This window comes from Anoxybacillus sp. MB8, from assembly GCF_011006755.1.
GTDB lineage: Bacteria > Bacillota > Bacilli > Bacillales > Anoxybacillaceae > Anoxybacillus > Anoxybacillus gonensis.
Genome location: NZ_RXXX01000054.1, coordinates 1 through 13,490, shown reverse-complemented (window position 1 = coordinate 13,490; position 13,490 = coordinate 1). Strand labels below are relative to the sequence as shown.

The following is a 13,490-nucleotide window of genomic DNA, read 5'->3' as shown; positions in this document are numbered from 1 at the left end:
CCCACCCTCTCCCATTTATGGGAACTCTGATTCTAAAAGTGGCTCACTTTTGAAGTGATCGCTCTGGCTCAATTTATTATTGACAAAAACATCTGTGAAAATAGGAAATAAAACATATTACGGGAATGGATTCATAAAATTATCATAAAAAGGTGGGATATGAATGTTCAAATTTAAACGGGTTATATCCATTCTATTGACTTTAATTCTTCTTATTGGAATAATACCAGAAAATAGTAAAGTATTAGCAGATGAGATAACAGACACCTCAACACAAACGGATGGAGTAAATGAAGAAAATATTACAGTTGTACAAAATAACGAGAAAACATTAGAGATTCAGAGTGAAGTTTCAATTGATGGTATATCAGATGGGAGTAACGATGATACAACAAATACAGTTACTGACAGTGTAACAGATGGAACTATTGATGGTGCAACAAATGTTACTGACGATGGGCATGCCATTGTCTCTCTATCTATGGATAAAGATACGAGGGAATTTACAGTGAAATCTGTAGAAACAGATTCTGAAGGAAACCAAGTAGAGAAAGAATACAAGGTAGATGTACAACAAGCTACAGAAAATGGAATAGTCGCCACATTTGTAGATACGAATACAGGTGAAAAATATGAAATAAATACAAATGAATTGCATGCATCTTTTGCATTCCTGATTCCAATCGCTGTAGTTGTAGGTGAAGCTCTATTAGAACATTTAATTGCTCTCGGTCTTGCATTTGTGATGGCAGGGGTAACTTATACTTTAGCATCTGAGATAGCTCCAACATTACGAAATAAGAATTATGACCATTATGCAGCTTATCTAAAAACAAAGGAAGGAGTATATATTGGTAACCCTATCTCTTTGAGTGAAGCAATAAGCAGGTTGAACGGAAAAGATTTCGAAACTAATAACGTTTGGTCAAAGTCAAGTGGATTAGCAAAAAAAGTAGCTAAGGAGGCTGGCGGTGGTAGAGATCCAGTTTTTGACTCACCACATGGATCTTATCCTAAATTTTTACCTCATTTCCACAAATGGAATCGTTCCGGAGGTCATTCATTCTACTCATACTAAAAACGGAGGGATATAATGATTCTATCATTTAATGATTTTGATGAACTTGAAGCTCATAAAAAATACAAACAATTGAACCTTCCTAAATTTAATCTAACCCAAATTGATAATATTCTAAAAACTAAATATAATGCTGAAGAAGTGGATATCAAATTATTTCCAGAACTACAAAATGATCCTTATTTTAATTCTTCTTATGTGACAAAATGTTATGCCATACACGATCCAGAAGTTTTAAAAAATTTGTTCAGTGAAGAAGAGAAAAAAGATCATTTAGAATTTATGAGATTGAATGGAGTATTTAATAAGAAGATAGATCATTCAGTAGTTGAAGATCGATTACATGCTATAGGTCAAGGAAGTTTACTCTATATATTTTTTCAAAGCCCTGACGGAACATATCTAGGCTCATTTCTCTCGACTCATGGACAATGTGAAAAGATATCCCATGAATTAATTGCGTTCAAAGGAATAGAGCCTGAAAACTGTATCATCGGAAACGTAGATTACAAGCTATATCTTTTTTCCCTTGTCAAAGCAGGATATATTGATATGTAAGTAAACGTCAAATAGCCCCTGCCTTTTGGAATGTCGAGGCTTGGGGTATTATCATTATTTAGTTAGTAGATGAAAAGCAATACATGAAACAGGGAGTATGATTGGCCAAGGAAGCACCTGCTCCAATGCGTTCGTGTCTGACAAATTCATATTTGGAAGTTGTCCAAAAAGATAGTGAAGCCCGTGGTGTTAGTTGGGTGCTAGCACTTAACTAACACCATGGGTAAAATTATTTTTCATACAAAGGAATGTAATTCGAATGATTAGAACTGTTGCTTTCGTCTTGGGTATTTTACTCTTGATTGGTTGCACGGGAACAAAGTCTTTTGAAGGAACGCCTTTATAGTATTGGAGAAAATTATTTTGTCGTGGACTGTTCCCATGAAGTAAAGAAAAGGAAAAATAACGTAGAGGATATAAGCTATCTTTGTACAGTCCGAATCACAGATCAAACAAAATTCAGTGATGAAGATGGCAACAAATGAAGTGTTGACGACTTTACGGAAGAAGTAACTGTGAAAGTCATTCTTGCCACTCCTCAGACTATGAGTCAAAGTAAAGAAAGCAGAGACATTGAGGCTAGGGAGATTATATTGCTTAATCAATAGAAAAATTGTCCGTTCGGTCACAGATTGGAAGAAAAGGGGACAGTCAAAACAGCGTAGGAGTTTGCCACTCTTTTTCTTTTATCCAGATGATAAAGGAAGTGAGTTATGAAACTATTTTTCAAAAAAGTTTTCCTGTCGATTGTGTTGTTTTCCTTAGCGCTTTCGCTATTCAGTTCATGGTCGTTTACGTGGGCTGTTTTTCCGTTTGCGTTGTTGCTCATTTTGCTTGTTTGTATAGTGACAGAGAGTGTTCTTTTGTTTTTCGATAAGAAATTTCATTCGGCAGTCGTTTTTATCATTGCAACGCTTGTATCCATTCCGTTTTATCCGTCTGTTGCCTTTGTCGTACCGATTTACATCGGAGCGGTTGGATACGATATCGGAAGAAGATTATTTGCAGAAGGCTAGCTTTATTATTTCCACCATCCCATATGGGGTGGTTTTTTATTTCTTTATGTACAATTTATTCTAAAAAAGGATTGACATATTTTTTTTTATGATTATTTCGTAAAATATTCTTTCGTTAGGAGGGATACCATGAATAAAATACAAAAAGCTGCACATTGGGTTGTCAGTTCTATTGCTGATGATTTGAGAAGTAATACGATTTCTAATGTCGTTGGGATGGCTACAGGTGGGATAGGTAATGGAGTGAGAGCATATAAAGCTGCAACTACAGGATTCACTATGTTAGAAAGAAAAGTGGCTTCAGAAACGGCAAAAGGAGCCGCAAAAGGTACAGTAGCAGGATATTTCGCCGGAAGTTATGTAATAGGCAGTATGAACAAAGTTGCTGCAGTAGAAAAATGGTTTGACAGTACAAAAGTAGGCAAAGCAATTGATGACGGCATAACAAAAGTGGAAAATAAACTTCATAAATTAATTGGCGGTGGTCGTTATTAAGTTATTTAGTGTAAATAGTTGCACTGAACTTGACCGTGAGCGTAATCCTATAGAGATAAAAAAAGTTTTTACTCCACTTGACAAATACTGTATCATTCATTGTGTTATTTCACATGTTGAAAAAACTGATAGATTTGTTGAAATGATATGGTATCATCCACATGGAGAAGCAGTTTTTAGGATTAAGATAGAACTTGACCGAAAAAAAACGATACAAAAAGTATTTTCAATTGTGGATTTTTCTTTTTTTCTTCATTGGGATAAACCAGATGGTATTTGGAAAATTCGTATCATGCCCTTCAATCTAGAGTACGATTTAGAAATAAAAACATTTGGTTTTCGAGTTAACGATGTTTTATCTACTTATGACTTCAGAGTGTGAAAGAGGAAATAACATGAAAAAAAGTTACATTGCTTTCTTTGCATTTCTTGTATGTCTTTTGTATATTAGTTGGTCTAAAGAAGGTTGGAAAGGCATTTTACTTCTTTTTTTAAAAGGTATTGTTATTTTTTTTATTATTTACGTTGTCGTATTTGTTATTGTATGGTCGATTATGAAGTTGGTTGGTTTTTTAAAAAGACGTTTGCAATAAATGATACGTTGCACAAAATATTTTTCGAACGGTTCCACCATCCCATCTGGGGTGGTTTTTTGTTATACTTGTTTCATCGATACATAGAAAGGATAACGAGTGATGGAACGAGAACATTTGTTGTTGATTGACGGAATGGCGTTATTGTTTCGGTCGTTTTATGCGACAGCGCCGAGATGGATGATGAATAGCCGTGGGGTGCCGACGAATGCGGTATATGGGGTAGTAAAGCATATTGAAGCGGCGACAAATGCGCTTCAACCGACGCATGTCGTCTGTTGTTGGGATATGGGAAGTACGACGTTTCGCACGGAATGGTTTCCGGACTATAAGGCGAATCGTGGCGAGCCGCCGCATGAATTAATTCCGCAGTTTGATTTGGCAAAAGAAGTGGTCGCGATGTTAGGTATTCCGAATATCGGTGTGCTCGGTGCCGAAGCGGACGATTGCATCGGCTCGCTTGTGAAGAAATATTGTGAGGAGATGCGCATTTCGATTATGACCGGAGATCGTGATTTATTTCAGCTTCTTTCCGAGCGTGTCACGGTTTACTTATTGGCTAAAGGAATCGGCAACTATGAAGCGTATACGCTCGACCGTTTTATTGAAGAAAAAGGGATTCAGCCACAGCAACTTATTGATGTCAAAGCGCTCATGGGGGACCCGAGTGACAATTATCCAGGTGTACGTGGCATTGGAGAAAAACAAGCGGTTAAACTCATTCAACAATATGGATCAATTGAAGGAATCATCGCAAATTTAGCGAACTTAACAAAAGCGCAACAACAAAAAATAACAACACATCTCGACTTGCTTCATTTATCGCGCAAACTGGCAGCCATTCATTGTGACATTCCGATTCAATTAGAGTTGGAAGAGGCGAAATGGCATGATGAGCGTAAGCGGTTTGCGGAAGTGTTAGAAGCGATTCGGTAAGAGGTGAATACGGTTGAAAACATTAAAAGGAAAAAAGGCAGTAGTCACAGGGGTGAGCCGGAAACATGGAATCGGTGCGGCAATTTGTGAGGCGCTAGCCGAAGCAGGGGCAGATATTTTTTTCACGTACTGGAGCGCATACGACCGTACGATGCCGTGGGGGATGGAGCAAGACGAACCGCTTCACATTCAACGAAAGCTAGAAGCGCTCGGTGTCGTGTGCCATTCCTTCGAGCTCGATTTATCTAAAGAAGAAGCACCGCAAGTATTGCTCGATAAGGTGTGCGAGGTGTTTGGTGTACCGGATATTTTAGTAAACAACGCTTGCTATTCTGTTTCGCTTCCGTATTCATCGTTAACAAGCGAAATGCTCGACCGACACTATTTTGTCAATGTCAGAGCGCCAATCATGTTAAGTGTGGCATTTGCCAATATGTTTGAAAAGCCACAAGGTGGACGAATTATTATGATGACATCGGGGCAGTCGCTTGGTCCAATGCCGGGAGAAAGCGCATATGTGGCAACAAAAGGGGCGATCGATGCGTTTGTCAAAACGTTCGCCGTCGAAGTAGCCGAAAAAAAGATAACCGTAAACGCCATCAACCCAGGACCTACCGATACAGGATGGATGAACGAAGAACTAAAACAGTACCTTCTTTCGAAATTTCCGTTCGGTCGAATCGGCACACCAAACGATGCTGCGCGTCTCGTTCGCTTTCTAGCAAGCGACGAAGCAGAATGGATTACTGGACAGATCATCCATTCGGAAGGCGGATTTGTGCGGGGATGAAGCGTAGTGGATTTCGCATAAAATGGTGGCGAGTTGCTCTCCTTATTATACTTAAGATGGAGAACTGGAGGATTGCAGGCTGTTTTTTCATTTTTAGTAACAGGTGTTTTTCTTATTATCGTTACTTTCTTCATCGCATGGCCTATTGTCTGATTGCTCCTTTTCTTTCAAAAGAGATTTTAACCAGCCCCACGCGGAGGCTGGCTTTTGTATATGTGCTATTGGTTTAGGAAATACTTTTCAATATCATCAAGCATATGGTTCGCCGCCAGAACCCCACCGGCTGTATTCCAAATGGCGTCACTCACTTTGTACACTTTTCCTTGTTTCGCTACGTTTAAATTTTTGAAAAGCGGATCGTTAATCCATTCATCTTCTACTTTTGTCGCTGCTCCATCTCCTTCTTCATATGTGAAATAAAAGAGAATATCGCCATCCATTGCTGGAATTCGTTCTTTCGTTACACCTTTTTCCGCAAAATCGTTGATATTTTGTGACTCAGGGCGTGCAAATCCTAATTGATCTAAAATAACGCCAGAGAAGGAGTCTTTGTGATAGATGCGTACATCACCAGCTAGAAAGCGGACGATGGAAACTTTCATCTGTAGCTTGTCTCCTAACTTCGCTTTCAAATCTTCAATACGTTGGTCGTACGCGGCCATGATTTCTTTTCCTTTTTCTTCTTTATTGACTGCTTTTGCATAGAGCATGAAGTTTTCTTTCCAGTTTCCTTTTAACGTTTCAGAAAAAACAGTTGGAGCAATAGCGTTTAATTGCTCATAAATTTTTTCTTGACGTAGTTTGTTACCAATAATTAGGTCTGGTTTTAATGAAGCGATTGCTTCTAAATTTGGCTCACTTTCCGTTCCAATCTCTTTTACGCCATCCATTTGATCTTTGATATGATCATACCAGGGATCTCCAAGCCACGATTTAACAGCACCGACTGGTTTTACGCCTAATGCTAATAAAGCTTCTGTTCCTTCGTTCGTTAAAATAACAACGCGTTTAGGTGTACCTTTTATTTCAGTTGTGCCCATCGCATGCTCGACTGTATAACTTACAGGTTTTTCTTCATCTTGCTTTGTCGTTGTTTTTTTGCTCGAACCGTTGCAAGCGCTAAGAACGAAAAGAAGAACAAGCATCATTGCTAGCATAAAAGAAAGTTTTTTCATATGTACGCCTCCTATTTGAAAATGATTTTCGTTAACGAATAAAATAATAATATGAATGATAATCATTGTCAATTAAATTATATAATTGAATTATAATTGACTTGCCGAGATTTCAAATAATCTAATAAATTCATTGACACTGATATTCGATATCAAATAGACTTTATATGAGGCTACAAATCATAGTAAGGAGATTATCTACAATGTTAGAAAACAGTACAAAACGGTTGGTTGGACTGCTTTTATTTGTACTTATATTTTTTATTAGTATGTGGATGAGTATCATTTATGGTTACACAGATACAAGCTATCGAACGGCAATCGAGGCGCTGATGAATAAAGGTATTTCTAACGAACATCTTGTTATTAATACGGTTCGTTTGCCACGTGCCCTCATCGGCGCGGCTGTTGGGGCAAGTTTAGCCATGGCAGGGGCACTTATGCAGGCTTTAACTAAAAATCCCCTCGCTTCGCCTGGGATTTTTGGAATTAATGCAGGGGCGGGGTTTCTAATTGTGTTATGTGTAACCTTCTTTCAAGTTAGTTCGCTTCACATGTTCGCATCGCTCGCTTTAATTGGTGCTACACTCGCAGCAATCATTGTATTTATCATCAGTTCAGTTGGAAAAGAAGGGATGACACCGATTAAATTAACGTTAGCAGGAACAGCTGTAGCGACACTTTTTGCTTCTCTTACACAAGGATTGTTAGTTGTAAATGAAAAAGCGTTAGAAGAGGTGTTGTTTTGGTTGGCGGGATCTATTTCAGGACGAAAGTTAGAGATGTTAACTTCTGTTCTTCCTTACTTTCTCATTGCGTGGATTGGTTCTTTTTTATTAGCTTCAAAGATTAACATTATCATGCTAGGAGATGATGTAGCAAAAGGATTGGGACAACGTACGAGCTTTGTCAAGTTAATTATGGCTATTTTTATTGTTTTGTTAGCAGGAAGTTCTGTGGCAGTAGCTGGGCCAATAGGTTTTATAGGAATTATTGTTCCTCATATTGCTCGAGCATTTGTCGGGAATGATCACCGTTGGCTACTTCCGTATTGTGCTTTCATTGGGGGAAGTCTCTTAAACTTTGCAGACATTGGAGCTCGGTATATATTGATGCCGCAAGAAGTGCCTGTCGGAATTATGACGGCATTTATCGGGGTTCCATTTTTTATTTATGTTGCCCGTAGGGGGATTTTAAAATGAGAAAGTACATACCATTTCGAGTGGGAAACAATATTTCATTTTTAATTGACAAAAAAGCGATGACGACTTGCTTAGTGCTACTAATGATTTCTATTTTTTTGTTTCTTCTTAGTACAGGAATTGGAGAAATGTATATTTCCCCAGTAAATGTTATAAACACGCTATTAGGTAGTGGGAGTGAAATGGATGAGATTGTAATTTATTCATTTCGTCTACCTCGAATGATTATCGCCTTTTTTGCGGGAATGTCTTTAGCTGTAGCTGGTGCTATTCTTCAAGGAATGATTCGCAATCCGCTTGCTTCCCCAGATGTACTTGGGATGACAAGTGGCGCAGCCGTAGTCGTTGTTTTATTTTTAACGATATTTAGTGATAAAAATGGATCGCTTATCATTAGTATTCACTGGTTGCCTTTAGGTGCTTTTATAGGGGCCACGATCGCCGTTTTTCTTGTGTATATGCTAGCTTGGAAAAACGGGGTGTCCCCGATTCGTCTCGTCTTGATCGGGATAGGGATATCTGCGCTCATGCAAGCTTTTACTACTATGCTCATGCTCATTGGACCGATTTATCGGGCGAGTCAAGCAAATATTTGGATTACTGGAAGTGTATATGGGGTTTCTTGGAAACAAGTGATGATTTTCATGCCTTGGGCTTTTTTGTTGTTACTTATTAGTTTCATTTCCGCTCGACAAGTAAATATTCAAGAATTAGGTGAGGAGCTCGCGGTTAGCGCAGGTGTTTCTTTGCAAAAACAGCGCTTGTTTCTCCTTTTATTAAGCACGGCGCTAACAGGGGGAGCTGTAGCATTTGTTGGAGGGGTTGGCTTTGTTGGATTGATGGCTCCGCATATGGCACGAAGATTAGTAGGATCTTCTTTTGGAGGGATGCTGCCAATAGCAGCTTTGTTAGGCGGCATTCTCGTATTGCTTGCGGATTTATTGGGACGGACACTGTTTGCTCCACTAGAAATTCCAGCTGGTGTATTTACCGCAGCAATTGGGGCCCCTTATTTTATTTATTTATTGTATAAAAATCGAAATGCGTAGTGAGGTGAAAATATGGGCATTTTACAAACAAAGTCACTTACACTGTCTTATGGAAACTCAATCGTCATTAATGAGCTAAATATGAGCATTCCAAAAGGGGAAATTACTGTTTTAATTGGTGCAAATGGATGTGGAAAATCAACGTTATTACGGTCGTTAGCTAGATTACTAAAACCGATTGGTGGAACGGTATTGCTGGAAGGAAAAGAGATCACAAAAATGCCCACAAAAGAAGTAGCAAAAAAGATGGCCATTTTACCGCAGTCGCCAGCCGTTCCAGAAAGTTTGACCGTTTTGCAACTTGTTAAGCAAGGTCGTTATCCACACCAAACATGGTTAAAACAATGGTCAAAAGAGGATGAAGATGCGGTTAAGCACGCACTTCAAGCAACTGGCATGATACAGTTCGCAGAGCGTTCGGTTGACTCTCTCTCAGGAGGACAGCGCCAACGTGCATGGATTGCGATGACATTGGCGCAACATACGGAAGTCATTTTGCTAGATGAACCGACAACTTATTTAGATGTGGCACATCAAATCGAAATTCTTGATTTATTGTTTACATTACATGAACAAGAAAAGCGAACGATTGTCATGGTGCTTCATGACTTAAATTTGGCGTGCCGTTATGCCCATCATATCGTTGCCATCCGCGACAAAACCGTATATGCACAAGGGAAACCGGAGAAAATTATTTCACGTGAACTTGTCAAGGATGTTTTTCAGCTTGACTGTGAAGTAATTTACGACCCTTTATTTGGAACACCTCTTTGTATTCCATATGGAAGAGGTAGATACCTTTTGGATAGGGAGGGAGTATCATGATGAATCTTTCTGAAGATGAAGTGAAACAGTTAGAGAGATTTCGTTTTTCAAAAAAACGTATGATTTCTCCTTTATCTATTCGGCTTGATCAACTGCATGATGAAAGGGAACTCGCTATATATTTACAACTTGTGCAGCAAAAAATTGGTGCTCGAAATCAAATGGTTTCTGCTTCTATATTCATGAAAAGATATAGCTTTTTTATAGCCATCGTTTTATATGCAATGTCTGTATGGAATAAACGTCTTTCATCGTCTTTTCAGCAAATATGGATGGAAACAGATAATGAATCAAAAATGTGGATGCCTACTTTTCGCTTTGAGTCGCTTACATATACAACAGTTAGTGAAAATCGTGACAAATGGCGTACGCAAATCATTGAGCATCTTTTTGCAGGGCATCTTGCTCTGTTAATTGAACAGTTGCGGAAAACTACGCATATTTCACCGTTAATCCTATGGGAAAACGTCTCGATTTATATAATCTGGCTATATGAAACATTAATAGGGGAAAACGAGTGCTGCGATGTACGTCAACAAATTTATGACGATTTTCTATTTGTTGTGCAAAAAGCAGATGGCAAGTTGTTCGGTCCGTATTCTCAAAATCCGTTATATCGTTTTTGGAAAGGAGAAAGTCGTATTCAAAGAACAACGTGTTGTCTTTTTTATCAAACAACTAAGCAATCTCATTGTAAAATATGTCCCATTAGATAAAATGAAATAGAAAAACCAGCCCCATGCGGAGGCTGGTTGTCATTTTCGCACTTGTCCATTCCCATACACGAGCGTTTTCGTTGTCGTGATGGCGCGTAAGCCCATCGGTCCACGGGCGTGCAGTTTTTGGGTACTAATGCCGATTTCGGCGCCGTATCCGAACTGTTCGCCGTCGGTAAAGCGAGTGGAGGCGTTATGGTACAATACAGCGGCATCGACGCGAGCAAAAAATTGTTCTACATGTTCGTTGCATTCGGAAATAATCGCTTCAGAATGTTTCGTTCCGTATCGTTCGATGTGTTCAATCGCTTCGTCCACCGTTTCAACGAGCTTCACCGCCAAAATGGGTGCTAGAAATTCGGTTGCCCAATCTTCTTCTTTTGCCTCACGGACAAACGGATATGTATTTGCAAGTTGTTTGTCCGCACGCAATTCGACTCCTTTTTCGTGCAACGTTTCAAGCAACTCTTTTATATACGGCCATTGTTTATGAACAATCACCGTTTCGACTGCATTGCAGACAGATGGCCGTTGCAGTTTCGCATTGATGACGATATCGATCGCCATTTCTTTTTCCGCGGAATCGTCGATAAAAATATGGCAATTTCCGACACCTGTTTCTAATACAGGAATCGTTGCGTTTTCGACGACTGACTGAATAAGTCCTGCACCACCGCGTGGAATGAGGACATCTACATATTCTTTTAGACGAAACATTTGTTGGGCGGTTTCACGGCTTGTATCTTCTAACAGTTGAATGGCATCTGTCGGAATTTTCGACTGTTTTAATGCTTCTTGCATCACGGAAACAAGTGCTTTATTGGAGTGAATGGCGGAAGAACTGCCCCGCAACAAGACGGCATTTCCCGTTTTTAAACAAAGGCTAGCCGCATCGACGGTGACGTTTGGCCGCGCTTCGTACACCATCCCAACGACGCCAAGTGGTACACGAATTTGCTTTAAGATGAGCCCATTTGGTCGCGTCCATTGTTCAATTGTTTCCCCAATCGGATCTGGCAGGTCAACGACTTGGCGGACACCATCAGCGATTTGCTGAATGCGTTCTTCCGTAAGTTGCAGCCGATCAAGCAAGGAAGGAGAGAGCCCGTTTTCTTTTCCGATCGCCATGTCTTTTTCGTTTTCTTGTAAAATGTACCCCGTTTGTACAATTAACGCTTCGGCAATCATCGCGAGCGCGTTGTTTTTTTCTTCTGTTGATAACATTGCTAATTGACTGGCCGCTTGCTTTAATTTTTTCGCTTTGACAATTAATTCACTCATTCGTTTTCGCTCCTTTCGTTTTTAGCAGACAGATGTCTTTTTGAAGCATACTAAGTTGTCGCGATGAATAACTTCTGGGCGATGGTGGAAAGAATATCGTTTCGCTTCCTCGCTTGAAAGACCTTTTACTTTCGCTAAATCACCCGCCGCATAATATACTTGCCCTCTAGCGATTACATCGCCTTTTTGATTGACGACATTGACGACATCAAGCGCTTGAAATGAGCCAACTACGTTTGTTACACCGGCTGGTAATAAACTTTTTCCTTTATGCAAAAGGGCTGTTTCTGCTCCTTCATCAATTTCAATCGCTCCTGCGACTTCGGAATGGTACGCGATCCATTGTTTACGCATTTGCATATGTTCTTGAAAAGGAGAGCCGATATACGTTCCGTCGCCTTTTCCTTCTAAAATATGTTGCAATTTTTCTTTGCCAGCGCCTGTGCCGATAAAAACGCTAACACCGAAAGAAAGTGCCTTTTGCGCCGCAAGAAGTTTTGATTTCATCCCCCCAGTTCCAACCGTTGAGCCGCTTCCACCTGCTTGAGCGATCAGTTCGTCGGTGATTTCTGATAGAAAATGATATTTTTTTGCTTCAGGACGTTTCGGGTTTTGGTCGTATAGCCCGTTAATGTCCGTTAAAATGATGAGGGCATCTGCATGTAAAAATCCACTGACAAGCGCCGACAATAAATCGTTATCCCCAAACGTCAACTCTTCAACGGAAACAGAATCATTTTCGTTAATAATCGGAAGCACGCCCCGGTCTAACAGTGTAGAAATCGTTGCAAATAAGTTACGAAATCGCTCGCGGTCGTAAAAATCGGCGCGCGTTAACAACAATTGTCCAGTGACGATGCCAAATGAACGAAAAGCTGAAATGTAGCTTTGCATCAGCACTCCTTGACCGACTGAGGCGGCTGCCTGTTTTCCAGCAATCGTTTTCGGCCGCGAACGATACCCAAGCAACCCAAACCCAGCGGCGACCGCGCCAGAGGAAATGAGAATGACATCATGTCCGAGCTGTTTCATATACGCAAGCGCTTCGACATGTCCGCGTAGTTTTTGTTCCGAGAGTGTCCCGTTTTTTTCCGTTAATGAGCTACTCCCGATTTTGACGACAATTCGCTTCTTTTTCACGATTTCTCTCCTTTCTTAAAATAAAAACGCTTCTCCGCCCTTATAGAAAAGGACGGAAAAGCGTTGTTTCCGCGGTACCACCTTTTTTGGCGCAAAGCGCCCACCTCTTGCCCCGTAACGTGGGGAGACGACTTATGTTTGCATAAGCGGCCATATAGGGTAGGTTCAACCGACTTCCTGTGAGGAACCTTCCAGCCTACGAGTTCCACTCTCTTGCACATTCCAACGGTTTACTTGTCCCGTGCCTTTTTCACTTATTATATTTTTTAGAATTATGAAACAAAAAAGCGAAGATGTCAACGGATTTTACGACTGTTTGGATAAAAGACGAAGTTTTCGCTCATGTTGGAGTGTTTTGGAAGAAAGCAGATCAACGGTTTCTTGTGTATCTGATAGCTCGTCTCGTAAGTGATCGATTTTTTCGTTGAGTTGTTTAAATTGTTCGTTCGTTTCGTGCTTCAATTCATCGATTTTTGCTTCTAATTTGCTTTCCACCGCATACATTTCCGTCCGGAGCTGATTGCCCATCTCCTGCATTTCCGTCCGGAGCTGGTTGCCCATTTCCTGCATTTCCGTCCGGAGTTGGTTGCCCATTTCTTGCATTTCCGTCCGGAGTTGGTTGCCCATTTCTTGCAT

At 40.2% G+C, this 13,490-nt stretch carries 16 protein-coding genes; 12 read left to right on the top strand and 4 right to left on the bottom strand.

Translation table 11 applies throughout. The features are described 5' to 3' along the window. Positions 1 to 163: 163 nt before the first annotated feature. From EKC99_RS13900 to EKC99_RS13865, 8 genes are all read left to right on the top strand, one after another. Positions 164 to 1,078, top strand: a complete 915-nt coding sequence (locus EKC99_RS13900) for an SAR2788 family putative toxin (RefSeq protein ID WP_163152429.1) — start codon at positions 164 to 166, stop codon at positions 1,076 to 1,078. Between the two features lie 15 nt (positions 1,079 to 1,093). Continuing rightward, on the top strand, positions 1,094 to 1,636 hold the full coding sequence (locus EKC99_RS13895; protein ID WP_163152427.1) for a hypothetical protein: 543 nt from the start codon (positions 1,094 to 1,096) through the stop codon (positions 1,634 to 1,636). Positions 1,637 to 2,349: 713 nt separating this feature from the next. Beyond that, entirely contained in the window at positions 2,350 to 2,652 is a 303-nt protein-coding gene (locus EKC99_RS13890; protein ID WP_012574873.1) for a hypothetical protein, read from the top strand. A 129-nt stretch (positions 2,653 to 2,781) separates the two neighbouring features. Continuing rightward, positions 2,782 to 3,147 carry a hypothetical protein gene (locus tag EKC99_RS13885; RefSeq protein WP_091700732.1) on the top strand — a complete coding sequence of 122 codons (366 nt, stop codon included), beginning with the start codon at positions 2,782 to 2,784 and terminating at the stop codon, positions 3,145 to 3,147. Beyond that, positions 3,134 to 3,529, top strand: coding sequence for a hypothetical protein (locus EKC99_RS13880; RefSeq protein WP_163152425.1), 396 nt, complete (start codon positions 3,134 to 3,136; stop codon positions 3,527 to 3,529). Before EKC99_RS13885 ends, EKC99_RS13880 begins: the two co-directional genes overlap by 14 nt. A 13-nt stretch (positions 3,530 to 3,542) precedes the next feature. Next, complete coding sequence (locus EKC99_RS13875) at positions 3,543 to 3,740, top strand: hypothetical protein (protein WP_163152423.1); 198 nt, start codon at positions 3,543 to 3,545, stop codon at positions 3,738 to 3,740. A 102-nt stretch (positions 3,741 to 3,842) separates the two neighbouring features. After that, on the top strand, positions 3,843 to 4,676 hold the full coding sequence (locus EKC99_RS13870) for a 5'-3' exonuclease (RefSeq protein ID WP_163152421.1): 834 nt from the start codon (positions 3,843 to 3,845) through the stop codon (positions 4,674 to 4,676). A 13-nt stretch (positions 4,677 to 4,689) separates the two neighbouring features. Next, positions 4,690 to 5,466 carry an SDR family oxidoreductase gene (locus EKC99_RS13865; RefSeq protein WP_163152419.1) on the top strand — a complete coding sequence of 259 codons (777 nt, stop codon included), beginning with the start codon at positions 4,690 to 4,692 and terminating at the stop codon, positions 5,464 to 5,466. A gap of 218 nt (positions 5,467 to 5,684) precedes the next feature. Here the strand turns inward: EKC99_RS13865 and EKC99_RS13860 are convergent, their stop codons facing one another. After that, the gene (locus EKC99_RS13860; protein WP_163152417.1) at positions 5,685 to 6,641 is read right to left on the bottom strand and encodes an ABC transporter substrate-binding protein; all 957 of its coding nucleotides are present in this window, start codon (positions 6,639 to 6,641) and stop codon (positions 5,685 to 5,687) included. Between the two features lie 203 nt (positions 6,642 to 6,844). On the opposite strand from EKC99_RS13860, the gene EKC99_RS13855 reads away from it, so the two are divergent. From EKC99_RS13855 to EKC99_RS13840, 4 genes are read left to right on the top strand one after another with little or no spacing between them, the layout of a single operon-like run. Beyond that, positions 6,845 to 7,843: a FecCD family ABC transporter permease gene (locus tag EKC99_RS13855; protein ID WP_163152415.1), complete on the top strand. Its 999-nt coding sequence runs from the start codon at positions 6,845 to 6,847 to the stop codon at positions 7,841 to 7,843. After that, positions 7,840 to 8,892 carry a FecCD family ABC transporter permease gene (locus tag EKC99_RS13850; RefSeq protein ID WP_163152413.1) on the top strand — a complete coding sequence of 351 codons (1,053 nt, stop codon included), beginning with the start codon at positions 7,840 to 7,842 and terminating at the stop codon, positions 8,890 to 8,892. Before EKC99_RS13855 ends, EKC99_RS13850 begins: the two co-directional genes overlap by 4 nt. A gap of 12 nt (positions 8,893 to 8,904) precedes the next feature. Next, complete coding sequence (locus tag EKC99_RS13845; RefSeq protein WP_163152411.1) at positions 8,905 to 9,717, top strand: ABC transporter ATP-binding protein; 813 nt, start codon at positions 8,905 to 8,907, stop codon at positions 9,715 to 9,717. Continuing rightward, positions 9,717 to 10,433, top strand: a complete 717-nt coding sequence (locus tag EKC99_RS13840; protein ID WP_163152430.1) for an IucA/IucC family C-terminal-domain containing protein — start codon at positions 9,717 to 9,719, stop codon at positions 10,431 to 10,433. The genes EKC99_RS13845 and EKC99_RS13840 overlap by 1 nt, the downstream gene beginning before the upstream one ends. Before the next feature lie 39 nt (positions 10,434 to 10,472). On the opposite strand, the gene EKC99_RS13835 is transcribed toward EKC99_RS13840, so the two are convergent. The 3 genes from EKC99_RS13835 to EKC99_RS13825 all read right to left on the bottom strand — a co-directional run. Next, positions 10,473 to 11,714: a glutamate-5-semialdehyde dehydrogenase gene (locus EKC99_RS13835; RefSeq protein WP_163152409.1), complete on the bottom strand. Its 1,242-nt coding sequence runs from the start codon at positions 11,712 to 11,714 to the stop codon at positions 10,473 to 10,475. A 21-nt stretch (positions 11,715 to 11,735) separates the two neighbouring features. Then, positions 11,736 to 12,854 carry a glutamate 5-kinase gene (gene proB, locus EKC99_RS13830; RefSeq protein ID WP_163152407.1) on the bottom strand — a complete coding sequence of 373 codons (1,119 nt, stop codon included), beginning with the start codon at positions 12,852 to 12,854 and terminating at the stop codon, positions 11,736 to 11,738. Between the two features lie 306 nt (positions 12,855 to 13,160). Beyond that, positions 13,161 to 13,490 (bottom strand): DUF1640 domain-containing protein (locus tag EKC99_RS13825; RefSeq protein WP_163152405.1); only part of this gene is annotated, 330 nt, incomplete at its 5' end.

What these genes read in the sequence shown, in the direction of transcription:
- EKC99_RS13900 (WP_163152429.1), top strand. Translation starts at nt 164, where the DNA reads ATGTTCAAATTTAAACGGGTTATATCCATTCTATTGACTTTAATTCTT.
- EKC99_RS13895 (WP_163152427.1), top strand. Translation starts at nt 1,094, where the DNA reads ATGATTCTATCATTTAATGATTTTGATGAACTTGAAGCTCATAAAAAA.
- EKC99_RS13890 (WP_012574873.1), top strand. Translation starts at nt 2,350, where the DNA reads ATGAAACTATTTTTCAAAAAAGTTTTCCTGTCGATTGTGTTGTTTTCC.
- EKC99_RS13885 (WP_091700732.1), top strand. Translation starts at nt 2,782, where the DNA reads ATGAATAAAATACAAAAAGCTGCACATTGGGTTGTCAGTTCTATTGCT.
- EKC99_RS13875 (WP_163152423.1), top strand. Translation starts at nt 3,543, where the DNA reads ATGAAAAAAAGTTACATTGCTTTCTTTGCATTTCTTGTATGTCTTTTG.
- EKC99_RS13870 (WP_163152421.1), top strand. Translation starts at nt 3,843, where the DNA reads ATGGAACGAGAACATTTGTTGTTGATTGACGGAATGGCGTTATTGTTT.
- EKC99_RS13860 (WP_163152417.1), bottom strand. Translation starts at nt 6,641, where the DNA reads ATGAAAAAACTTTCTTTTATGCTAGCAATGATGCTTGTTCTTCTTTTC.
- EKC99_RS13855 (WP_163152415.1), top strand. Translation starts at nt 6,845, where the DNA reads ATGTTAGAAAACAGTACAAAACGGTTGGTTGGACTGCTTTTATTTGTA.
- EKC99_RS13850 (WP_163152413.1), top strand. Translation starts at nt 7,840, where the DNA reads ATGAGAAAGTACATACCATTTCGAGTGGGAAACAATATTTCATTTTTA.
- EKC99_RS13845 (WP_163152411.1), top strand. Translation starts at nt 8,905, where the DNA reads ATGGGCATTTTACAAACAAAGTCACTTACACTGTCTTATGGAAACTCA.
- EKC99_RS13840 (WP_163152430.1), top strand. Translation starts at nt 9,717, where the DNA reads ATGAATCTTTCTGAAGATGAAGTGAAACAGTTAGAGAGATTTCGTTTT.
- EKC99_RS13835 (WP_163152409.1), bottom strand. Translation starts at nt 11,714, where the DNA reads ATGAGTGAATTAATTGTCAAAGCGAAAAAATTAAAGCAAGCGGCCAGT.